At 68.1% G+C, this 22,174-nt stretch carries 18 protein-coding genes and 1 pseudogene; 14 read left to right on the top strand and 5 right to left on the bottom strand.

What is annotated here, in order from left to right; genetic code table 11:
• Positions 1-4 precede the first annotated feature (4 nt).
• The gene (gene ald / locus I6J77_RS08120) at positions 5-1,069 is read right to left on the bottom strand and encodes an alanine dehydrogenase (RefSeq protein ID WP_056719040.1); all 1,065 of its coding nucleotides are present in this window, start codon (positions 1,067-1,069) and stop codon (positions 5-7) included.
• 216 nt (positions 1,070-1,285) lie between these two features.
• Here ald and trxB point away from each other — a divergent pair, with 216 nt between their 5' ends.
• The 3 genes from trxB (at position 1,286) to aat (ending at position 4,349) form a co-directional block, all read left to right on the top strand.
• Positions 1,286-2,248 (top strand): thioredoxin-disulfide reductase, encoded by a 963-nt coding sequence (trxB, locus tag I6J77_RS08115; protein WP_204111234.1) that lies wholly within the window; start codon positions 1,286-1,288, stop codon positions 2,246-2,248.
• 218 nt (positions 2,249-2,466) lie between these two features.
• On the top strand, positions 2,467-3,612 hold the full coding sequence (locus I6J77_RS08110) for a GNAT family N-acetyltransferase (RefSeq protein ID WP_204111233.1): 1,146 nt from the start codon (positions 2,467-2,469) through the stop codon (positions 3,610-3,612).
• Entirely contained in the window at positions 3,609-4,349 is a 741-nt protein-coding gene (gene aat, locus I6J77_RS08105) for a leucyl/phenylalanyl-tRNA--protein transferase (protein WP_204111232.1), read from the top strand. Before I6J77_RS08110 ends, aat begins: the two co-directional genes overlap by 4 nt.
• 24 nt (positions 4,350-4,373) lie before the next feature.
• On the opposite strand, the gene ispG is transcribed toward aat, so the two are convergent.
• A complete protein-coding gene (gene ispG, locus I6J77_RS08100) occupies positions 4,374-5,633 on the bottom strand; it encodes a flavodoxin-dependent (E)-4-hydroxy-3-methylbut-2-enyl-diphosphate synthase (protein WP_204111231.1) in 1,260 nt (419 codons plus the stop codon).
• Between the two features lie 229 nt (positions 5,634-5,862).
• Between ispG and ccoN the strand changes: the two genes are divergently transcribed.
• From ccoN to ccoS, 7 genes and pseudogenes are all read left to right on the top strand, one after another.
• Positions 5,863-7,329, top strand: a complete 1,467-nt coding sequence (ccoN, locus tag I6J77_RS08095; RefSeq protein ID WP_204111230.1) for a cytochrome-c oxidase, cbb3-type subunit I — start codon at positions 5,863-5,865, stop codon at positions 7,327-7,329.
• Positions 7,330-7,342: 13 nt separating this feature from the next.
• A complete protein-coding gene (gene ccoO, locus I6J77_RS08090) occupies positions 7,343-8,002 on the top strand; it encodes a cytochrome-c oxidase, cbb3-type subunit II (RefSeq protein WP_204111229.1) in 660 nt (219 codons plus the stop codon).
• Positions 7,999-8,184 carry a cbb3-type cytochrome c oxidase subunit 3 gene (locus tag I6J77_RS08085; protein ID WP_239309228.1) on the top strand — a complete coding sequence of 62 codons (186 nt, stop codon included), beginning with the start codon at positions 7,999-8,001 and terminating at the stop codon, positions 8,182-8,184. Before ccoO ends, I6J77_RS08085 begins: the two co-directional genes overlap by 4 nt.
• Positions 8,181-9,089, top strand: a complete 909-nt coding sequence (gene ccoP / locus I6J77_RS08080) for a cytochrome-c oxidase, cbb3-type subunit III (protein WP_204111228.1) — start codon at positions 8,181-8,183, stop codon at positions 9,087-9,089. The genes I6J77_RS08085 and ccoP overlap by 4 nt, the downstream gene beginning before the upstream one ends.
• Positions 9,073-9,318, top strand: a complete 246-nt coding sequence (locus tag I6J77_RS08075) for a hypothetical protein (protein WP_204111227.1) — start codon at positions 9,073-9,075, stop codon at positions 9,316-9,318. The genes ccoP and I6J77_RS08075 overlap by 17 nt, the downstream gene beginning before the upstream one ends.
• Positions 9,315-11,573, top strand: coding sequence for a cation-translocating P-type ATPase (locus I6J77_RS08070; RefSeq protein WP_204111226.1), 2,259 nt, complete (start codon positions 9,315-9,317; stop codon positions 11,571-11,573). Before I6J77_RS08075 ends, I6J77_RS08070 begins: the two co-directional genes overlap by 4 nt.
• A pseudogene (gene ccoS / locus I6J77_RS17770) lies at positions 11,570-11,644 on the top strand (cbb3-type cytochrome oxidase assembly protein CcoS); the annotation flags it as partial. The gene I6J77_RS08070 and the pseudogene ccoS, both read left to right, overlap by 4 nt.
• Positions 11,645-11,708: 64 nt before the next feature.
• Here the strand turns inward: ccoS and I6J77_RS08065 are convergent.
• Positions 11,709-13,715, bottom strand: a complete 2,007-nt coding sequence (locus I6J77_RS08065; RefSeq protein ID WP_204111225.1) for an acetyl-CoA hydrolase/transferase C-terminal domain-containing protein — start codon at positions 13,713-13,715, stop codon at positions 11,709-11,711.
• Positions 13,716-13,781: 66 nt separating this feature from the next.
• On the opposite strand from I6J77_RS08065, the gene I6J77_RS08060 reads away from it, so the two are divergent.
• The gene (locus I6J77_RS08060) at positions 13,782-15,251 is read left to right on the top strand and encodes a phosphatidylserine/phosphatidylglycerophosphate/cardiolipin synthase family protein (protein WP_204111224.1); all 1,470 of its coding nucleotides are present in this window, start codon (positions 13,782-13,784) and stop codon (positions 15,249-15,251) included.
• A 97-nt stretch (positions 15,252-15,348) separates the two neighbouring features.
• Positions 15,349-16,698: an exodeoxyribonuclease VII large subunit gene (gene xseA / locus I6J77_RS08055; protein WP_204111223.1), complete on the top strand. Its 1,350-nt coding sequence runs from the start codon at positions 15,349-15,351 to the stop codon at positions 16,696-16,698.
• Positions 16,699-16,866: 168 nt separating this feature from the next.
• On the opposite strand, the gene I6J77_RS08050 is transcribed toward xseA, so the two are convergent.
• A complete protein-coding gene (locus tag I6J77_RS08050) occupies positions 16,867-17,961 on the bottom strand; it encodes a hypothetical protein (RefSeq protein WP_204111222.1) in 1,095 nt (364 codons plus the stop codon).
• 238 nt (positions 17,962-18,199) lie between these two features.
• Between I6J77_RS08050 and I6J77_RS08045 the strand changes: the two genes are divergently transcribed.
• The gene (locus I6J77_RS08045) at positions 18,200-19,633 is read left to right on the top strand and encodes an aldehyde dehydrogenase family protein (RefSeq protein WP_204111221.1); all 1,434 of its coding nucleotides are present in this window, start codon (positions 18,200-18,202) and stop codon (positions 19,631-19,633) included.
• A gap of 10 nt (positions 19,634-19,643) precedes the next feature.
• Here I6J77_RS08045 and I6J77_RS08040 read toward each other — a convergent pair whose 3' ends face one another.
• Complete coding sequence (locus I6J77_RS08040) at positions 19,644-20,399, bottom strand: YdcF family protein (RefSeq protein ID WP_239309271.1); 756 nt, start codon at positions 20,397-20,399, stop codon at positions 19,644-19,646.
• Between the two features lie 153 nt (positions 20,400-20,552).
• Here I6J77_RS08040 and I6J77_RS08035 point away from each other — a divergent pair, with 153 nt between their 5' ends.
• Positions 20,553-21,992, top strand: a complete 1,440-nt coding sequence (locus tag I6J77_RS08035; protein ID WP_204111219.1) for a phospholipase — start codon at positions 20,553-20,555, stop codon at positions 21,990-21,992.
• The last annotated feature ends 182 nt before the right edge of the window (positions 21,993-22,174 follow it).

The raw sequence follows: 22,174 nt of genomic DNA, 5'->3' as shown, positions 1-22,174 counted from the left end.
AGGGTCAGAGCATACCTTGCAGCGCCGGATGCACCAGCTTGCCGCCGTCGACGTTGATGCCGACCTTCAGCGGCTCGAACTCGCGCCACTCATTGCCAGCGGCCAGGCGCTGCACATAAGGCAGGATCGCGGCGGAGATCGCCAGCGACGAGGTCTGCGGCACGGCGCCGGGCATGTTGGTCACGCAGAAGTGGGTGACGCCATGCACGTCGTAGGTCGGCTCCTTCCAGGTGGTCGGCCTGGAGGTCTCGAAGCAGCCGCCCTGGTCGATCGCGATGTCCACCAGCACGCTGCCCGGCTCCATCGTCTTGACCATTTCTTCGGTGACCACCCGCGGCGCCTTGGCGCTGGGCACCAGCACGGCACCGACCACGATGTCGGCATCGCGCACTTCCTCGGCCACCGACGACTCGTAGGCGTACAGCGCGGTGACGTTGGGGGCCAGTTCCATCATTTCGGCCAGGCGATCCTGGCGCTTGTCGAACACCACCACGCGCGCACCGGCAGCCGCCGCCAGCGAGGCCGCGGCCTTGCCTGCGGCACCACCGCCCAGCACCACCACCTTGCCGCGCGAGGTCGAGGCCATGCCGCCCAGCAGCTTGCCCTTGCCACCCTGCGGACGATGCAGCAACGTGGTGCCGATCTGCGTGGCGATGCGGCCGGCGATCACCGACATCGGCAGCAGCAGCGGCAGGCCGCCGTTCTCTTCCACCGACTCGAACGCCACGCCGGTCAGGCCGATGTCGAGCAGGCTTTTGGTCAGCGCCGGTTCGGCGGCCAGGTGCAGGTAGCAGAACAGCAGGTGATGCTTCTTCAGCAGGGCCAGGTCGCCGGCGATCGGCTCCTTCACCTTGACGATCAGCTCGCCCGCTTCATACAGGGCCGCGGCGTCCGGCACGATCTTGATGCCTTCCTTGACATAGGCCTCGTCGGCAAAGCCGCTCTTCAGTCCGGCGCCGGACTGGATGAACACTTCATGGCCACGACGCACCAGGTCGGCGGCGGCGGCGGGAACGAGGGCAACACGACCTTCAAGGGTCTTGGTTTCGGAGGGGATACCGATACGCATGGAGAAAGAATCCTGTGGGAGCACGTTGTAAATCCATCGCGCAACCGCCGCGGTGGTGTCGTTGATCTGCCGGCACCTTGAATCGGTGCTGCGTATTCCCCATCCTTCCGGGGTTCGTGCGCTTTGTCGTCGTCAGCCCGCGCATGGCGATGAAACCGCCGCTTGGGCTGGAGCGAATAGCCACTCAAGTCACCAGCAAACCCAAGGATTATAACCATGAGCACCCCCAAGCACAGCCGCCTGCTGATCCTCGGCTCCGGCCCCGCCGGCTACACCGCAGCGGTGTATGCGGCGCGCGCCAACCTGAAGCCGACCATGATCACCGGCCTGCAGCAGGGTGGCCAGCTGATGACCACCACCGACGTGGACAACTGGCCGGGTGATGTCGAGGGCCTGCAGGGCCCGGCACTGATGCAGCGCATGGCCGAGCACGCCGAGCGCTTCCACACCGAGATGATCTTCGACCACATCCACACGGTCGACCTGAAGCAGAAGCCCTTCCGGCTCAAGGGCGACTCGGGCGAATACACCTGTGACGCGCTGATCGTCACCACCGGCGCCACCGCCAAGTACCTGGGCATCGCCAGCGAAGAGAAGTTCAAGGGCAAGGGGGTGTCCGCCTGCGCCACCTGCGACGGCTTCTTCTTCCGCGACCAGGACGTGGTGGTGATCGGCGGCGGCAACACCGCGGTCGAGGAAGCGCTGTACCTGGCCAACATCGGCCGCAAGGTCTACCTGGTGCATCGCCGCGACAAGCTGCGCGCCGAGAAGATCATGCAGGACAAGCTGTTCGAGAAGGCCGCCGCCGGCAAGATCGAGCTGGTCTGGAACCACACCATCGACGAGGTGCTGGGCGACGACAGCGGCGTCACCGGCGTGCGCGTGAAGGACGTCAACTCCGGCGTCACCCGCGACATCGAGGCCACCGGCTTCTTCGTGGCGATCGGCCACACGCCGAACACCGGCATCTTCGAAGGCCAGCTCGACATGCACGACGGCTACATCAGTATCCACAGCGGCCAAGGCGGCATGGCCACGATGACATCGGTCCCGGGCGTGTTCGCCGCCGGCGACGTGGCCGACCACGTGTACCGCCAGGCCGTGACCTCGGCCGGCTTCGGCTGCATGGCCGCGCTGGACGCCGAGCGCTGGCTCGACCAGCAGACGCCGGTGGTCTGAGGGCCGGGAATCGGGAATCGGGAATCGCAAGAGCATCGCGTTCAGCGCACTCTTCTGAACAGCCGTCATTCCCGCGAAAGCGGGAATCCATTCTGTCTTGGCGAAACAGCCACATGGATTCCCGCTTTCGCGGGAATGACGCCAAAAGAGCGGCCTGGCATCGCACCCATATCCCCGTATTCCCGAATCCCCGGCATCAAGGTACCCACACCCACCCCATGCACGACATCCGCTTCCACGCCGCGATCGCCGAGCTGCCTGCCGCGGCGTGGGACGCACTGCTTCCGGAACCGAATCCGTTCGTGTCGCACGCTTTCCTGCAGGCTCTGGAAAGCAGCGGCTGCATTCGCCCCGACTGGGGCTGGCAGGCGCACCACCTCAGCCTGCACGAAGGCGAACGGCTGGTCGCGGCCGCGCCGCTGTACCTGAAGGGCAACTCGCACGGCGAGTTCGTGTTCGACTGGAGCTGGGCCAGCGCGTGGGAGCGCGCCGGCGGCCAGTATTACCCCAAGCTGCTCAACGGCGTGCCCTACTCGCCGGTGCCCGGACCGCGCTTGCTCGCCGGTTGCGACGAACGTGCGCCTGCACTGCAGCTCGAACTGGTCCAGGCGATGCGGCACGAAGCCGAGCGGCTGGGCCTGTCATCACTCCACGCCAACTTCCTGCCCGCGCAGGAGCTGGCCGCGTTCGGGGCAGACTGGCTGGCGCGTTCGGACGTGCAGTTCCACTGGCACAACCGGGGCTATCGCGATTTCGCCGAGTTCCTGGCCGCGCTGAACCACAAGAAGCGCAAGAACATCGTGCACGAACGCCGCCAGGTCGCGCTCAGCGGGCTGGCCGTGGAATGGCGCTCCGGCGACAGCCTGGGCGATGAGGAATGGTCGCGCGTTCACCAGCTGTACGAGGCGACGTTCGACATGAAGGGCAACCACGCTGCGCTGACCTCTGCATTCTTCGCTCGGCTGGGCGAACTGGGGCCGGCGATCCAGCTGGCGCTGGCACGCGACGACGGCCACATCGTGGCGATGGCGCTGTTCGTCCAGGGCGGCAACGTGCTGTACGGCCGCTACTGGGGCGCCAGCGTGGACGTGCCGGGGCTGCATTTCGAGCTGTGCTACTACCGCGGCATCGACTACGCCATCGCGCAGGGCCTGCAGCGTTTCGAACCGGGCGCGCAAGGCGAACACAAACTGGCGCGGGGATTCCTGCCCGCGCGAACGCATTCCCGCCATTACCTGGTCAACCGGGACTTTCGCGCCGCCGTGGCGAACGCGCTCGCCGACGAGGCTGCGGCGGTCGATGATTACGCGGCCGAACTGGCCGCGCACAGTCCCTATGCCCGGCGCGAGGCGGCACCCCGATGATCCGCCTGCCCCTGCTGGACGCCCACCAATGGGACCGCTTTCCCGACCCCGGCGAGGCGCTGACCGAACCCAACGGCCTGTTGGCCTTCGGCGGCGACCTGGGTCCGGAGCGCCTGCTGGCCGCGTACAGCCAGGGCATCTTTCCGTGGTTCAGCGAGGGCGAGCCGATCCTGTGGTGGTCGCCCGACCCGCGCTGCACCTTCGACACCGCCAGCGTCCACCTCAACCGCAGCCTGCGGCGGCAACTCCGCGGACGGCACTGGCGCCTCACCGTCGACCACGCGTTCGAACAGGTGATCCGCGCCTGCGCACAGCCGCGCCGCGACGACTCGGGCACCTGGCTGGTGCCGGCGATGATCGACGCCTATGTGCAACTGCATCGGCTGGGCCATGCGCACAGCATTGAAGTGTGGGACGGCGAGCACCTGGTCGGCGGCATCTACGGCGTGGCGATCGGCCGGCTGTTCTGCGGCGAGTCGATGTTCAGCGCCAAAAGCGGCGGCTCGAAGCTGGCGCTGGTCGCCCTCGCTCGGCTGCTTCACGCGATGGGCTTTCCCCTGCTCGACACCCAGGTCAGCAACCCGCATACGCTGGGCCTGGGCGCCGTCGAGATTCCCCGCACGACCTACCTGCAACAAGTGGCGCGACTGGGCCGGTTGCCCGGACGGATCGGCAGCTGGGCGGATCTGACGCCCGAACTGCTCCAGCCCTGCATGGCAAGCCACACGGACGATTGACCGGCCAACCCGCTCCAGCCGCGATCAACCGGCCCGGGCGGTGTACTTGCGCGCCACGTAGTCGTCGAGGATGCCCACGAATTCGTTGGCGATATTGTCGCCACGCAAGGTCATCGCCTTCTCGCCGTCGATGAACACCGGCGCCGCCGGCGCCTCGCCGTTGCCTGGCAGCGAGATGCCGATGTTGGCGTGCTTGGATTCGCCCGGGCCGTTGACGATGCAGCCCATCACCGCCAGGGTGAGGTTTTCCACGCCGTCGTACTTCACCCGCCACAGCGGCATCTGCTCGCGCACGTGTTCCTGCACGGTCTTGGCCAGCTCCTGGAAGAACTCGCTGGTGGTGCGGCCGCAACCCGGGCAGGCGGTGACCAGCGGGGTGAACGAGCGCAGGCCCATGGTCTGCAGCAGCTCCTGCGCCACGATCACCTCGCCGGTGCGCGAGGCGCCGGGTTCGGGCGTGAGCGAGATGCGGATGGTGTCGCCGATGCCTTCCTGCAGCAGCACGGCCAGCGCCGCGGCCGAGGCAGTGATGCCCTTGGAACCCATGCCGGCCTCGGTCAGGCCAAGGTGCAGCGCGTAATCGCAGCGGATGGCCAGATCGCGATACACCGCGATCAGCTCCTGCACGCCGGAGACCTTGCACGACAGGATGATGCGGTCGCGCGCCAGGCCAAGCTTCTCGGCCAGCGCCGCCGAGTCCAGCGCCGAACGAATCAGCGCCTCGCGCGCCACGTGCGAGGCATCCCACGGATCGGCGCGCTTCGCGTTCTCGTCCATCAGCGCGGCGACCATGCCCTGGTCCAGCGAGCCCCAGTTGGCGCCGATGCGCACCGGCTTGTCGTAGCGCAGCGCCTTTTCGATGATCGAGGCGAACTGGCTTTCGTGCTTCTTGCCGAAGCCCACGTTGCCGGGATTGATCCGGTACTTGGCCAGCGCCTCGGCGCAGGCCGGCTCGCGCTCCAGCAGCAGGTGGCCGTTGTAGTGGAAGTCGCCCACGATCGGCACGTCCACGCCCATCATCGCCAGCCGCTCGGCGATGCGCGGCACCGCGGCGGCCGCGGCCGGCGTGTTGACCGTGATGCGCACCATCTCGGAGCCGGCGCGGGCGAGCTCGGCGATCTGTTTCGCGGTGCTGGCCGGATCTTCGGTGTCGGTGTTGGTCATCGACTGCACCACGATCGGCGCACCGCCGCCCACCTTCACCTTGCCCACATGCACGGCCACGCTGGGCCGGCGTTGCGCCGGCTCGGCCGGGTGCGCTTTCTGTACAGCCATCTCACTCATGGATTCAACCGGATAACAGGTCGCGATGGTTCGCGGCGATGTCGGCAAGAATACCCGATCGGGGTTGCCCTTCCGTGGCAAATCGGCGCAGGCTGAACCAGCACGAACCGACTCCCGGACTTTTTTGCAGGCTCGTCCCATGGACGAATTGCCGCAGCGGCTTGATCGGGGTCAATACGGCGCCTCATGCTTCTTCTAAAATTGCGCAGTTATCCAGCCGGGAAACCCCATGCCGAACACCGAGTATTACAACGACAGGGTCGTGCGCCAGTTCCTGCTGGCCGCCGCCGTATGGGGCATCACCGGCATGTCCGTCGGCGTCTACGCCGCCGCCGAACTGATGTGGCCGGCGCTGAACTTCGAGATCCCGTGGCTGACCTTCAGCCGCATCCGGCCCGACCACACCTTCGGCGTGATCTTCGCCTTCGGCGGCTCGGCGCTGATGGGTACCTGCTACTACGTGGTGCAGCGCACCGGCCATGCCCGCCTGGCGTTCACCAAGCTGGCCGGGTTCACCTTCTGGGGCTGGCAACTGGTCTGCGTGCTGGCGATGACCACCATGCCGCTGGGGCTGACCCAGAGCAAGGAATACGCCGAGCCGGAATGGTTCATCGACATCCTGATCGCGGTGGTCTGGGTAAGTTTCGGCGTGGTGTTCTTCGGCTCGCTGGCGCGCCGGCGCATCAAGCACATCTACGTGGCGAACTGGTACTACGGCGCCTTCATCATCGCCGTGGGCCTGCTGCACATCATCAACAACCTGGTCATCCCGGTCTCGCTGACGAAGTCGTATTCGATCTACTCCGGCGTGGTCGATGCGATGGTGCAGTGGTGGTACGGCCACAATGCGGTGGCGTTCTTCCTCACCGCCGGCTTCCTGGGAATGATGTACTACTTCGTGCCGCGGCAGGCGCAGCAGCCGCTGTGGAGCTACCGCTTCTCGATCGTCAATTTCTGGGCGCTGATCTCGGTCTACATGTGGGCCGGCGCGCATCACCTGATGTACACCGCCCTGCCCGACTGGGTGCAGTCGGTGGGCATGGCGTTCTCGCTGGTGCTGCTGATGCCCAGCCTGGGTTCGGCAGCCAATGGCCTGCTCACTTTCAACGGTTCGTGGCACAAGCTGAAAACCGATCCGGCAGCCAAGTTCATGGTGATGTCGCTGGTGTTCTACGGCGCCGCCACGTTCGAAGGCTCGATGATGGCGATCAAGTCGGTGAACTCGCTGTCGCACTACACCGACTGGACCATCGCCCACGTGCATTCGGGTTCGCTGGGCTGGGTGGCGATGATCACCATCGGCTCGCTGTACGCGATGGCGCCCCGTGCGCTGGGCCGCCCGGAGATGCATTCGCGCAAGAGCATGGAACTCCATTTCTGGCTGCACATCATCGGCACCCTGCTGTACGTCGGCTCGATGTGGACAGCCGGCGTCACCGAGGCGCTGATGTGGCGCGCCACCAACCCGGATGGCGCGCTCACCTACGGTTTCCTGGACAGCCTGATCGCGATCAAGCCGATGTACGTCATCCGCTGGCTGGGCGGCGTGTGCATCCTGTCGGGCATGTGGGTGATGGCGTGGAACCTCTGGCACACCGCCGCCGACGCCCGTGCACGGCTGATCAAGCCGATTCCCGTACCCATCCCCGAGCCGGTGCCGCATCAGGTGCCCGCGCCATTGCCCGCGGCCGGCTGAGGAAGATATCGACATGGCCTACAAGCATTTCGAAGCAATTGAAAAACACGTCGGCCTGCTCGGCGTGCTGATCGCGATCATGGTCTCGCTGGGCGGTCTGGCCGAGATCACCCCGCTGTTCATGGAAGCGCATTCGGTGAAGGCGCCGCCGGGCGTGAAGCCATACGACCCGCTGCGGCTGATCGGCAAGGACGTCTACGTGCGGGAGGGCTGCTATCTGTGCCATTCGCAGATGATCCGCGCCCTGCGTTTCGAGACCGAGCGCTATGGCCATTACTCCATCGCGGCCGAATCGGTCTATGACCGCCCGTTCCAGTGGGGCTCCAAGCGCACCGGCCCGGATCTGGCGCGGGTGGGCGGCAAGTATTCCGACGACTGGCAGCGCATGCATCTGATGAACCCGCGCCAGGTCGTGCCGCAGTCGAACATGCCCGCCTATCCGTGGCTGGCGCACAACAAGATCGATGCCGCCGACGTGCAGGCACGCATGCGCGCCTTGCGCCGGCTGGGTGATCCGTATTCCGATGCCGAGATCGCCGGCGCCCCTGCCGCCGTGGAAGGCAAGACCGAACTGGACGCGCTGATCGCCTACCTGCAGGGGCTGGGCATCCGCAACGAACCCGCATCGACCGCGGCGGCCAATGCCGCGGCCAGCGATGGAGGCACGCCGTGACCATCAATCCGATCTGGGGTCACATCACCGGAGTGCTCATCGCGCTGATGATGGTCAGTTTCATCGGCATCTGGATCTGGGCCTGGCGCAAGTACCACAAGCCGACCTTCAACCGCATGGCTCACCTGCCGATGGAAGATGAGCCGGAAACCGATGTCCGTAACGGGGAGAATCATCCATGAGCAATGGCTGGTCGTTGTGGGTGATGTTCCTGGTGGTGCTCAACATGGGCATCACCTTCGCGCTGTTCCTGTGGGCGCCGCGGGCGAAGATTCCCACCCGCCCCGATGGCACCACCGGACACGTGTGGGCGCACGGCACCATCCTGGAAGGGCTGAAAGCGTTGCCGCGCTGGTGGATCGTATTTTCCGGCAGCATGTTCGCGCTCGCCTTTCTCTACCTTTACCTGTATCCGGGCTTCGGCAACCACGAGGGTTCGCTGGGCTGGACCTCCCACGGCCAGTTGCAACAGGAAGTGGCCGCCAATGACGCCAAACTGGCGCCGCTGATGGAGCGCTTCCGCCTGTATCCGGTGGAAAAGCTGGCCGGCGACCCGAATGCGCTGGCCATGGGCAAGGTGCTGTTCGAGGACAACTGCGCCGCCTGCCACCAGCGCAGCGCGAAGGGCAACGTGGCGCTGGGCGCGCCGAACCTCGCCGACGGCGACTGGCTGTACGGTGGCAGCGGCAGCGACATCGCCACCTCGATCCACGACGGCCGCAGCGGCGTGATGCCGCCGTGGGCCAGCCTGGGCGCGGACAACGTCAAGAACCTGGCGCAGTACGTGCTGAGCCTGTCCGGCGCACCGCACGACGCGGCGAAGGCCGCCGCCGGCCAGCCGATGTTCGCCACTTGCGCGGCCTGCCATGGCGCCGATGGCAAGGGCAACCCGGCGCTGGGTGCACCCAACCTCACCGACCAGGTGTGGCTGCATGGCGGCAGCGTGGCCGACATCGAGAAGACCATCGGCGAAGGACGCCAGGGCCACATGCCGGCATGGAGCCCGCGCCTGTCCGACGACCAGATCCGCGTGGTCGCCGCCTACGTCTACCAGCTGTCGCACCCGGTCGATGAACAACGGCAATGACCCCGCCGCCCGGCACGGATCGGCCCGCGGATCGGCGTGGTATCGACAACCGATCGTGTGGCTGGGAGCGTTCGTCTTCGTGGCATCGATCGCCGGTTGCGTGTGGCTGATCGTGGTGGGCACCCGCTACGCCGACACGCCGCTGGACACCTCGCACACCGTGTTCGGCGTACCGGTCAGCGCGCATAGCGCCGCGCCGCCGCCACCAGCCACCGACCCGCCGCGATGAACAGCTACGCGGCGTGGGCCCATCCGCAACTCGCCGCGCAGGTGCTGCGCCTCCGTCGCGACGGCAGCAGCGAGGTCGCCCTGTCGGTCGAATCCATGACGGATGCGCGGCAGGTTTTGCGGCTGGAACAGCTGATCCGCTCGCTGCCCGGCGTAAAACGCGTCGCCATCGATCGCCCGGCGCGCAGGGTGCGCGTGGTGCTGGATGCCGGCCGCACGCCGCTGCCCACCCTGCTGGCGAATTTCGCCGCGGCCGGCTGCCCGGCGCAGCCGCTGCAGCACGCCAGCATCGACGACCTCCGCTCGCAGGAGCAGCACGATGCGCTGAAGCGCCTGCTGGTGGCCGGCATGTGCTCGATGCAGGTGATGACGTACGCCTTCGTCATCTACATCGGCGTGGTCGATTTCGTCGACTTCAGCACGCGCAACCTGTTCCGCTGGCTCGGCCTGCTGACCAGCGTGCCGGTGGTGTTCTATTCGGCGCTGCCGTTCTTCCGCGGCGCGGCGCAGGAACTGCGCGAACGCCGGCTCGGCATCAACCTGCCGGTGGCGCTGGCGGTGGCCCTGGTGTTCCTGGCCAGCATGTTCAACACGTTGCGCGGCAGCGGCGAGATCTATTTCGATTCGGTGACCATGTTCGTGTTCCTGCTGCTGGGCGGACGCTACCTGGAACTGCGCTCGCGCCATCGCAGCGGCGCGATGGGTGACGCGGCGATCGACGGCGCACCCTTGCTGGCGCAGCGCCGCCGTGCCGACGGCGAGCTGGAAACCGTGCCTGCGATGACCCTGCTGCCCGGCGACCGCGTGCACATCGCCGAAGGCACTCGCGTGCCCGCCGACGGCGTGTTGCAGAGCGCCCACGTCGAGCTGGACGAAGCGCTGCTGTCGGGCGAATCGCGACCGGTGCGGCGCGTGCGCGGCGAACCCCTGATTGCCGGCAGCGTGCTGTTGTCCGGCCCCGCCGAATTGCTCGTGGAGCACAGTGGCGACACCACCACAGTGGCGCGACTGGGCGAACTGGCCACCCGTGCGCGGCAGGCGCGCTCGACGATCGCGGCCAGCGATCGCGTGGTCGGCCGCTTCGTGGCGCGGGTGCTGGGCCTGACCGCGCTCACCGCCCTCGGCTGGCTGCTGGTCGATCCGGCGCGTGCGTTCGAGGCGGCGGTGGCGGTACTGGTAGTCGCCTGCCCCTGCGCCTTCGCGTTGACCCGCCCGACCACGCTGACCCGGGCGCTCGGCGTGCTGGCCGGGCGCGGCGTGCTGGTGACCAGCGGCGATGCGCTGGGCCGGCTGGCCGAGGTCGACTACGCGCTGTTCGACAAGACCGGCACGCTGACCGTGCCGCAACTGCAGCACCGCGCGGTCGAACCCCTGCGCGGCGACAGCGTCGAGCGGGTGCTGCAGCTGGCCGCCGCGCTGGCGCATGAAAGCTCGCATCCGCTGGCCCGCGCCCTGGCCGATACCGCGCGCCAACAGGCCTTGCCGCTGCAGGCGCAATCGGTGCAGGTGGTGGCCGGCGCCGGCATTTCGGGCGAGGTGGCCGGTCGCGCACTGTGGCTGGGACGCGCCGACTACGCGCTGGCGCCCAGCGGCCAGCCGGCTCCCGCCGGTGTCGCGGATGCCTTGCTGCTGACCGACGCGGACGGCGTCATCGCGGCCTTCCATCTCGACGAACAACCGCGCACCGATGCGCAACACGTGCTCGAACGGCTGCGCGGGGACGGCATCACCACCAGCATGGCCAGCGGCGACGCGAGCAGCCGCGTGGCCACGATGGCCGCCCGCCTGGGCATCGCCGACTGGCACGCCCGGCAGTCGCCGGCCGACAAGCTCGAACGCCTGCAGGCAGCTCATGCCGAGGGCCACACCACGCTGGCAGTGGGCGACGGCAGCAACGACGCGCCGCTGCTGGCCGGTGCCGACGTCTCCGCGGCGCTGGCCTCCGGCACCGAACTGGCCCAGGCCCATGCCGACCTGCTGCTGATGGATGGACGTCTGAACGGACTCATCGACGCGCGCGCGATCGCCCGTCAGCTGCAGCAGGTCACCGCGCAGAGCCGCCGCTGGGCGCTGGCCTACAACCTCTGCGCGGTGCCGTTCGCCGCGTTCGGCATGGTGCCGCCGTGGCTGGCCGGCATCGGCATGTCGCTCAGCTCGCTGGTGGTGGTGCTGAACGCGCTGCGCGTGGGACGGCCGGAGGCCACGGCCGATGACCGCGCCGACCCGGCCACCGGCGCACGCGAGTTGCCCGCATGAACATTTTGCTGGTGCTGATTCCGGTGACCCTGGTGATCGTGGTCGTGGCCGTGCGGCTGTTCTTCTGGGCGGTCAACCACCAGCAGTTCGACGACCTGGACAGCCCGGCGGTCCTGCCACTGCTGGACGAGCCGGCTACGGACCCGACGCCCGCTGAGTTGCCGGTTGATCCACCGGCGGAGGCGTCGGCCGATCGGTCGGCACCAGCCGACGCAGGGCCACCTGCAACAGGCGACGCTGCAGGCGATCGGCCAGCGTAAGCGGATCGACCAGGCCCATCCGCGCCAGGGCCTCGGCCTCACCCGGCGCCACTTCGCCCGGTCGACACGCGGCCAGCAGCAGGCCGAGCTTGCCGCGCCAGCTGGCGCCAGCGTGTTTCAGCCACTCCAGCGCCGGCAACAGGCGTTGCTCGACTTCGCTGAAATCGCTGCCGAACGGAAACTCGGGCAGCACGCCGTGCTGCCGGAACGGCGCCAGCGTCTTGCGCAGGTGGAGCGGGCGATGCAGACGCCAGCTGTCGGGTATCACGAAGTCCGCGGCCAGCTTGCCGTGCGCCTTGGCCTCGGCGCACAGCGCGTCGAGGAAACGCGCGTCGGTGATCGCCAGCATCGCCTCGATGCACTCGCTATCGCTCTTGCCACGCAGGTCGGCAATGCCGTACTCGGTGATGATGATGTCGCGCAGGTGGCGCGGGATGGTGGTCTGGCCGTAGCTCCAGCGGATGTTGCTCTCGATGCCGCCCTTGCTGCTGCGGGTGGCGCGCAGCAGCAGCACCGAGCGCGCATCGGGCAGTTCGTGCGCCATCGCCACGAAGTTGTACTGGCCGCCGACCCCGCTGACCACGCCGCCATCCTCCAGCGTGTCCGAAACCACCGCGCCCAGCGCGGTGGCCATCATGCAGGTGTTGAAGAAGCGGGCGCCGCGCCGCTGCAGCATGGCCAGCGACTGGTGCGTGCCGTAGAGCTGGTTGACGTTGGACACCGCGCACATGTCGATCGCGTCCGGGTCGGCCGCCTCGGTGGCGTCGAGCCAGGCATACAACTCGCGCGAGCCCAGGAAGAACGCGCCGCGCAGGTAGTGCCCGCCCGGCGTTTCCGGACTGAGCCGGCCCGCCGCCGCGGCGCGTTCCAGCGCCAGGTTGTCCCAGCTGCGCCGCTTGAGGATGCCGCCCCGCTGCAGGTGCATGAAGCCGTCCATCACCATCTCGCTGGCGCCGTACAGGCCGGCCTCGAACGGGGCCAGCCCGCCCTGCCAGCCGGCCAGTGCGTGGGTGACGCCGGCCGGGTCCAGCGCCACCAAGGCGCGACGCCACTGGATGTTGTTCTGCTGGCGCAGCAGCAAGGCCTTCACCAGCGCATCGGACAGTGCGCCGATGCCGATCTGCAGGCAGCCGCCATCCTTCACCAGCGCGCTGGCATGCAGGCCCAGCGCATACTCGGCCAGGCCCACCGGCGCGCGGGGCAGCGCGAACAGCGGCGGCGAATGCGGTGGCCGCAGCTCCACGTCGAAATAGGTTTCGGCCACCTCGGCGTCCCCGCCGAGGTACGGCAGGTCCGGATGCACCACCGCCACGCACATCGGCCGCGGCTTGCCGGCCAGCTGGGTCAGCCGCAGGAAATCCAGGGTCAGGTCCGGGTTGCACGACAGGCTGTAGTGCACCCCGTCGGGTCCCTCGCGACGGGCCACCAGCTGCACCAGCAGGTTGATGTCCTGCACCACCAGGTCGCGCGCGACGTGGGTGTAGTTCTGGCTGATGTAGCTGCGTTGCGCGCTGCCCGAATGCAGCATCGCGCCCGACTGCAGGTAGAACTCGTGCACCTCGACGTTGGCCGGCAACGCGTCGCGCGCCTGGTCCAGCGCGTACTGCGGATCGACCGCATCGGCGCCGAAGTGGCGTTCCAGGAACGGTTGCAGGAAGCGCTGCTCCAGCCCCGGCGATGCCTGCGGCCGGGTCAGCGACAGCGCGGTATACAAACGCATCGAGCGCGTGGCGTCGGCGCTGATCGCCCGGTAGATCGCATTGAGCAGTTCGTGCGGCTTGCCCAGGCCCAGCGGTGCAGCGATGCGCAGGTCCGGCCCCAGCACGTCCATCAGGTAGCGTGCGCAGGCATCGGTGTCGGCGTAGCGTTGCTCGATCGGCATGCGCGCGATGATGCCAGAAGGCCGATGAAGGCGCCGCGTCGACAGGCCATCGCCTACACTCGGCCCATGCCCACACCCCTGATCCCCTCCACCCCGAGCCGCCTGCTGGCCGAACAGGCCTTGAGCCGTGCGGCCGGCGCGCCCCTGCTCAGCGGCAATGCGGCGCAGCTGCTGATCGATGCGGCCGCCCATTACGACGCCTGGCTGGCGGCGATCCGCGGCGCGCAACATCGGGTGCTGCTGGAAAACTACATCGTGCGCGACGACGAGGTCGGCCGCGCGTTCCGCGACGCCCTGGTCGAGCGCGCCCGCTCCGGCGTGTTCGTCGCCGTGGTCACCGACTGGGTCGGCTGCCTGGGCCAGTCGCGCCGTTCGTTCTGGGCGCCGCTGCACGCGGCCGGTGGCGAAGTGCGCGTGTTCAATCCGCCCCGGCTGGGCCAGCCACTGGGCTGGATCAGTCGCGACCATCGCAAGCTGCTGGTGGTGGACGGCGTCCAGGGTTTCCTGTCCGGCGTGTGCATCAGCGCGAAGTGGTTGGGTGACGAGCGGCGCAACGTGCCGCCGTGGCGCGACACCGGCATGGCCCTGCAGGGGCCGGCCGTGGCCGAGCTGGAGGCCGCCTTTGCGCAAAGCTGGGGCGAGACCGGCGCCGCGCTGCGCCCGCTGCCGGCGGCGCCGGTGGCGGAAAGCCCGGTCGGCGAGGTGTCGCTGCGGGTGATCGCCACCCAGCCGTCCACCGCCGGCATGTACCGGCTGGACCAGCTGATCGCCTCGATGGCGCGCAAGACGTTGTGGCTGACCGACGCCTATTTCGTGGGCGTCGCCCCCTACGTGCAGGCGCTGATCGCCGCCGCCCGCGATGGCGTGGACGTGCGCCTGCTGGTACCCGGCAGCAGCGACATCCCGGTGGTGGCGGGCATGTCGCGCTCGGGTTACCGGCCGTTGCTGAAGGCCGGCATCCGGGTGTTCGAGTGGAACGGTTCGATGCTGCACGCCAAGACCGCGGTGGCCGATGGCCAGTGGGCCCGGGTCGGTTCGTCCAACCTCAACATCGCCAGCTGGCTGGGCAACCACGAGATCGACGTGGCGGTGGAGGATGACGGCTTCGCCGGCCAGCTGGCCGCGCAATACGAAAAGGACCTGGGCAACGCCACCGAGATCGTGCTGGCCTCGCGCCGGCGCCGTGGCGGCAACGGCGAGAGCGAACGGGTGTGCAGCAGCGAGGCGCGACGGCCACGGGTACGCCACGGCGGCGGCAGCTCGGGTCGCGCGGCAGCGGGCGCCTTGCGCATCGCCAACAGTGTCGGCGCGGCGCTGACCAACCGCCGCGTGCTGGGCGACACCAGCAGCAGCCCGCTGATGATCGGCGCGGGGGTGCTGCTGGCGTTGGCGGTGGTGGCCTTCCTGTGGCCGGCCTGGATCGGCTGGCCGCTCGGCGTCATCGCGGTCTGGTTCGCCTTGAACCTGGGCATCCGCAGCTGGCGCGTACGCAAGCGCCGCTGGCGCGAACTGCGCGATGCGGGCGACGACGACTGAAGCGGCGGGCAGTCTTGATGCTGTTCCTGCGCTTACCGCGTCAAGCAGATGTTTTCCAACAACTTGATACCGTGCGTCGTGCTAGGCTCGCGCCCTTATGTCAGCGCCGTACGACCGCACCGAAACACGCCACATCCTCACCCCCAGCTCGCTCAACCGGCTGGTGCGCGACCTGCTGGGCGATGCCCTGCCGCAGGTGTGGATCGAGGGTGAACTGTCCAACGTGGCCAAGCCTGCGTCCGGGCACCTGTACTTCACCCTGAAAGACAGCGGCGCCCAGGTACGCTGCGCGATGTTCAAGATGAAGGCCGGCGCCCTGCGCTTCCGTCCGGTCGACGGCATGCAGGTGCTGCTGCGCGCCAGGGTCGGCCTGTACGAGCCGCGCGGCGAGTTCCAGCTGGTCGCCGAATACATGGAGCCGGCCGGCGAAGGCGCGTTGCAGCGCGAGTTCGAGCAACTGAAGGCACGGCTCGACGCCGAGGGTCTGTTCGACCCGGCACGCAAGCGCGCCCTGCCCGCCTACGCGCGACGCATCGGCGTGATCACCTCGGCCACCGGCGCGGCGATCCGCGACGTGCTCAGCGTGCTGGCGCGGCGCTGGCCGCTGGCCGATGTGGAGATCCTGCCGGTGCCGGTACAGGGTCGCGAGGCGCCGCCGGCGATCGTCAACATGCTGCGCAAGGCATCAAACGGCGCACGCCACGACGTGCTGCTGCTGACCCGCGGCGGCGGCTCGCTGGAAGACCTGTGGGCGTTCAACGACGAGGCGGTGGCGCGGGCGATCCACGCCAGCGCGGTGCCGGTGGTGAGCGCCGTGGGCCACGAGATCGATTTCAGCATCGCCGACTTCGTCGCCGACCTGCGCGCACCCACGCCCTCGGCAGCCGCCGAATTGCTGGTGCCCGACGCGGTGGCGGTCGGCCGCCACCTGCGGCAGCTGCGGCAGCGCCTGGCCACCCTGCAGCAACGCCGGCTGCAGGCACATTCGCAACGCGTCGATCACCTGTTCGCGCGGCTGCAGGCCCAGCGCCCGCAAGCGCGCCTGGCGCGCGACCGGGAACGCCTGCACCACCTGCGCCACCGCCTGCTGGTGGTGCTGCGCGAACAGGGCCAGCAACGCGGCACCCGGCTGGAACGATTGCAGGCCCGACTGCTGGCACGACATCCCGGCGCCCGGCTGCCGCTGCTGGCACGGCGCATCGCCGAACACGATCAGCGCCTGCGCGGCGCCATCGCGCAAATCCTCGAACGACGGCAAACCGCCCTGCGCCACGCCGGCCACGCCCTGCACGCGATCAGCCCGCTGGCCACGCTGGAACGCGGCTACGCGATCGTGTTCGACGCCGACGGCAACGTGCTGCGCTCGGCGAAGAATGTCGCGCCCGGCACCCCGCTGCGCGCGCGACTGGCGGATGGGGAGCTGGGGCTACGGGTGCGTGAGGACTGAGCAGCGCAGCGGCGCAGCGGCGCATGCCCTGATCGGGACGATCTGGCTCGACCTAGCAAGGACAGGCAGGCGAGGACAGGCAGGCGAGGACGGGATCGTTCGGCCGTCACTCGAATCCCTCCCTGCTGTTCAGCGGCCATGCCGGGATGGCGCCTGGCGACCGCGCCACTACATGCCGTGGGACACCTTCATGCCGAACTTGCTGCAGCCGAGAATCGATCCGCCCAACCCGGAATGATTGAACGGGCTGATGTGCGGTTGCATGGTGACCTTGACGGTATCGCCATCCTTTTTCACATCCACGATCCGCTCGATTCCGGCATCCGACCCGTAACTGAAGTTCTGGCTGGTGTACACGTTTCCCGAACCGTAGTCCGTATCCACATGTCCGGCATAGACGTCGCGAGAGCCACCGAGCACCGCCGAAATGCTGGTTACCAGGTAATACCTGCCAAGTTTCATCCGGGAGAACTGGAACTCGCCGTTCTCGTTGGGCTTGGCTTCCATCCGGGCGACGACCAGGTCCGGGTCCGTCAGCACCTGGTCCCTGCCGGGCTTTGCCTTCTTGCCGAGCGCCAGGATCTGCTGCAGGTAGGGCGTCGCTGGATACAGCAGCACCGGCTGGCTTCCCAGTACGAGATTGCCCCGCCAGCTCCCGCACACTTGTCCCCTGATGATCGAGTGCCCCGGCTCCAGCGCGGCCTTGGCGGCAGCCAGATCAAACGGCACGTTCGGCTTGAGGATATTCACGACAGGCCTGGTCACCGGAATCGTGGTACGCGACTGCTCCAGAGTTTCCGCCGCCGTCCGGGCAGGTTCGACCTGATCCGGCAAGGCGGGCCGACCGGCCTCGAACTTGCCGACCATCGCGCACAGCCGCTCCGGCACGCCTTTGCTCTCGTTGCCGGGGGACACAATCGAGGTGAATGAAATCCCGGAGGGTTGCTGAACCTGGATCAGCGTCGGAACGGGAGACGGCGGCTTGCCGATCCCCATGCTGGGATTCGGGCTGCCGTAGTCCGGCTCGGTGGCGATCACGTAGCCGTCGGCGGTGGCGATCTTCCGCACATCGTCGAACGCCTGTTTCACGCTTAGCCCGGCACGAGTGGACGTCACCGTGAAAAAGCGCGCGCCATCGCTCACCGTGACTACATGCAGGTTATCCGTGCATGACGCCGTGGCCATGCCGATGGCCGGCGCCGCCATCAAGATCAGAAACGGGACAATCGTCCGCATCGATCGCTTGTTCAACGAAATAATCATCGGTCCTCCATGACATGTATCCACCAGGCATCCACGTGCCCACGTTCGAACCACGCGCTCAACGAACCGCATGATCAACGATCATCAATCCGGCATGCCCGTGGTGCGGGAGCATAGCATCCGGCCACGGACATGGTGCTGCCGATGCCGCGACATGGCGCATCCACGCAGGCCGCCTCACAGCCTCTGAACACCGCGACGTCCTATGCTTGACGGATCGCCAGCGCAGGCCAACGCCATGTTGAACAAGACCTACCCCTACTACCTCGCCAACCGGCCGCAGACATCGAAGACGATGCTGGACGTGCGCGACAAGTACAGCGGCAAGCTGGCCACTCGCGTCGCGGTGCCGGATGCGAAGGCCATCGAGAAGGCGATCGCGGCCGCGGTGAAGGCGGCCAGACCGATGCGCGAGTTCAAGCCGTGGGCGCGGCAGGCGGTGTTGCAGCACTGCGTCGCGCGCTTCAGCGAACGCCGCGACGAACTGGCCGAGGCCCTGTGCATCGAGGCGGGCAAGCCGATCAGGGATGCCGCCGGCGAAGTCACCCGGCTGATCGAGACGTTCCGGATCGCCGCCGAGGAAGCCGTGCGGATCAACGGCGAGACCATCAACCTGGAACTGGCCAGCCGTCTGGACGGCTATCACGGCTACACCAGGCGGGTGCCGCTGGGGCCGGTGTCGTTCATCACGCCGTTCAACTTCCCGCTCAACCTGGTGGCGCACAAGGTAGCGCCGGCGATCGCCGCCGGCTGTCCGTTCGTGCTCAAGCCGGCGGAGAAGACCCCGATCGGCGCGCTGATCATCGGCGAGGTGCTGGCCGAGACCGACTTGCCGAAGGGCGCGTTCTCGATCCTGACCCTGGATGGCGCGCACGCCGCGCCGCTGGTCGAGGACGAACGCTTCAAGCTGCTCTCGTTCACCGGCGGCCAGATCGGCTGGGACCTCAAGGCCCGCGCCGGGCGCAAGAAGGTGGTGCTGGAACTGGGCGGCAATGCCGCGTGCATCGTCGACGCCGACCAGGGCCCGAAGCTGGACAAGGTGGTCGAGCGCCTGGTGTTCGGCGCGTTCTACCAGTCCGGCCAGAGCTGCATCGGCGTGCAGCGCATCTACGCCCACGCCGACATCTACGATGCGCTGAAGCGCAAGCTGGTCGCCGCCACCAGGAAACTCAAGGCCGGCGACCCGAAGGACAAGAACGTGTTCCTCGGCCCGATGATCGACGAGGCTGCTGCCGAGCGCCTGCACGGCTGGATCATGGAGGCGAAACGGACCGGCGGAAAAATCCTCTGCGGCGGCAAGCGCAACGGCAACATGCTCGACGCCACCCTGATGGAAGGCGTACCGAGCGATGCCAAGGCCAGTCGCCAGGAAGCGTTCGGCCCGTTCGCCCTGCTCGTCCCGTACCGGAAATTCGACGAGGCGATCGCGATGGTCAACGACTCCGACTACGGCATGCAGGCCGGCATCTTCACCGACAGCCTGGACCACGCGATGCGCGCGTGGAACGAACTGGAACAGGGTGGCGTGGTGGTCAACGACATCCCCAGCTTCCGGGTGGACAACATGCCGTACGGCGGCATCAAGCTTTCCGGCCTGGGCCGCGAAGGCATCCGCTACGCGATCGAGGACATGACCGAACTCCGCCTGATGGTGATGCGCGAGTCTGCGTAGCAGCGCGCTCCTACAACGCGCCGGGCCTGGTCGCCTCCACGTTCCAGCCCATCGCGTTGTACCAGCGGTAACGTGCTATGCCGGCGTATTCGTGCAGCGCCATGTCGGCCATCGCGAAGTTGTACGACAAGGGCTTCCATGAGGCGACGCCGCTGACGTAGTCGGCACGTACCGGCGTGGCATGGATGCCGAAGTGGTTGAAGTACAGCATGCCCCGACGCAGGTGGAAGCCGGACGAAACCAGCAACACGCGATCGGCGCCATACGCCTTCAGCAACGGGCCGCTGAACTGGGCGTTCTGCCAGGTGTTCATGCTGCGCGGTTCCAGCAGCAGGTCGGCGGGATCGACGCCGAGCCGCTGCAGGTCCAGCGCATAGATCGCCGCCTCCGGCTGGCCCAGTCCACGCGCATCGCCGCCGCTGACCTCGACCTTGCACTCGCGTGGCGCCTGCCGGCAGGCGCGGTACAGCATCGCCGCCTTGCTGATCCTGCCGTAGGCAAACAGGCTGGCCTCGACCGAACCTGCATCGCCTGCGCGCACCGTGCCGGCGCCCAGCAACACGATCGCGTTGCGCTGGCCCCAGACGATCGGCACGTCGGCCACGACTTCCGCTTGCAGATGCGCCAGCAGCCAGCTCGGCAGCGGCCCGCAGCCGGTCGCCAGCAACAGCAGCACGGCCAGGCCGAACAGCACCCGGCTGCTGCGCCGCCAGCGCAGCCATGCCAGGACGCTGGCCAGCACGATCAGGATCAGCAACGCGTTCATGGTCATGGATCGGTGATTCCGGACAGGTCGGTGGATGATGGCGGGTGCTGATGTCATTATGCCGGTGCCCCGCGCCGACGCGATCGCAGGCCATGCCGGAGGCATGGCGACGGGGAATCCGCCCGGCATGGATCAACGCATCGGAGTCTGCGCATGACCACCCTCGTCTTCGTGCACGGCTGGAGCGTCACCGACACCTCCACCTATGGCCAGTTGCCGCAACAGTTGCAGCGGCACGCGGTCGCGGCCGGCGTCGCGCTGAGCTTCGCCGACATCTGGCTTTCCGAGTACGTGAGTTTCGACGACGCGGTGACCGTGGCCGACCTGGTGCGCGGTTTCGACCACGCCTTGCGCGACCTGCACCTGCTCGACGCCAGCTTCGCCTGCATCACGCACTCGACCGGCGGCCCGGTGATCCGCGAGTGGCTGCGCGCCCAGCGCGACCGGCCCGCCACGCACAGCACGATCCGGCTCAGCCACCTGGTGATGCTGGCGCCGGCGAACTTCGGTTCCGCCCTGGCGCAACTGGGCAAGAGCCTGCTGGGCCGGCTCAAGTCGTGGTTCGACGGGGTGGAGCCGGGCCAGCGGATACTCGACTGGCTGGAGCTGGGCAGCGCGCAGTCGCTGTCGCTCAACCTCGACTACATCCACGGCGACGATCCGGTGAAACGCGGCCAGTTCGCGTTCGTGCTGACCGGCGACCGCCCCGACCGCACGCTGTACGACCACCTCAACAGCTACACCGGCGAAGACGGCTCCGACGGCGTGGTGCGCATCGCCGCGGCCAACCTCAACGCCCACCACGCCGTGCTGTCGCCGCAAGGCAGCCGCGATGGCGACATCGACACGCTGGCGCTCAACCTCAGCCGCGGCCCGCGCTGCGCGTTCAAGCTGATCGCCGGCACCGCGCACTCCGGCGACCGCCTGGGCATCATGGCCGCCGCGGCGCCCGACACCGTGGCGGCGATCCTGCGCTGCCTGCAGGTGCGCAGCGCGGATGACTACGAAACGCTGTGCGACGCGTTCGACCGCGAGAACGCCGCCCGCGACGCCGACAAGGTGGAGCTGGAACCGGCCGGCCCGTTCGCGCCGCGCGTGCACATCCACGACCCGCGCAGCCTGCTGATCGTGCGGCTCACCGACGAGGCCGGCGAACCACTGACCGGCGCCGGCTTCCTGCTCACCGCCGGCGTGCCGGCCAGCGCCGACCTGCTACCGGAAGGCTTCCTGCTCGATCGCCAGGCCAATTCGAAACAGCGCACCACGATCTCGCTGTTCCTCGACTACAGCCTGCTCGCCGGCGACGCCCGCGTGGCCGACCCGCGCAACAGCCGCAAGACCCTGCGCCCCGCCGTCGCCAGCCATCGTCCGTACGGCGCCAGCGTGCAACCGGTGGACCTGGCCGGCCTGGTCCATCACGCGCTGGCGCAAAGCGACCGGCGCGACGACCTGTTCGCCATCCTCGGGCCACACCAGACCACCGTGCTCGACGTGGTGCTGCCGCGCAAGGTGCGCGAAGGCGTGTTCCGGTTGACCCAGGATCTGCGCCCCGAGGACTTCCGCCGGCCGGTGCCCGGCGCCGTGATCAGCTGATGGCACGGCCGTGTCCACGACTACTCGGCGCGAGGGCAACACTGGCTGACTGACCCGGGCCCCGATGCGATGCGGCGCATGATGGATCGGCGATACTGCGCACTCGCGACATCCGCGCTCCCGATCCGTGTCGGGGCCCGACCGGATTGGCGCCTTGCGGTATTTGTCGATCCGGCCCTGGC

It is taken from the genome of Rhodanobacter sp. FDAARGOS 1247, from assembly GCF_016889805.1.
GTDB lineage: Bacteria > Pseudomonadota > Gammaproteobacteria > Xanthomonadales > Rhodanobacteraceae > Rhodanobacter.
The sequence above is the reverse complement of the archived record's forward strand: the minus strand, read 5'-3'. Positions and strand labels throughout refer to the sequence as shown.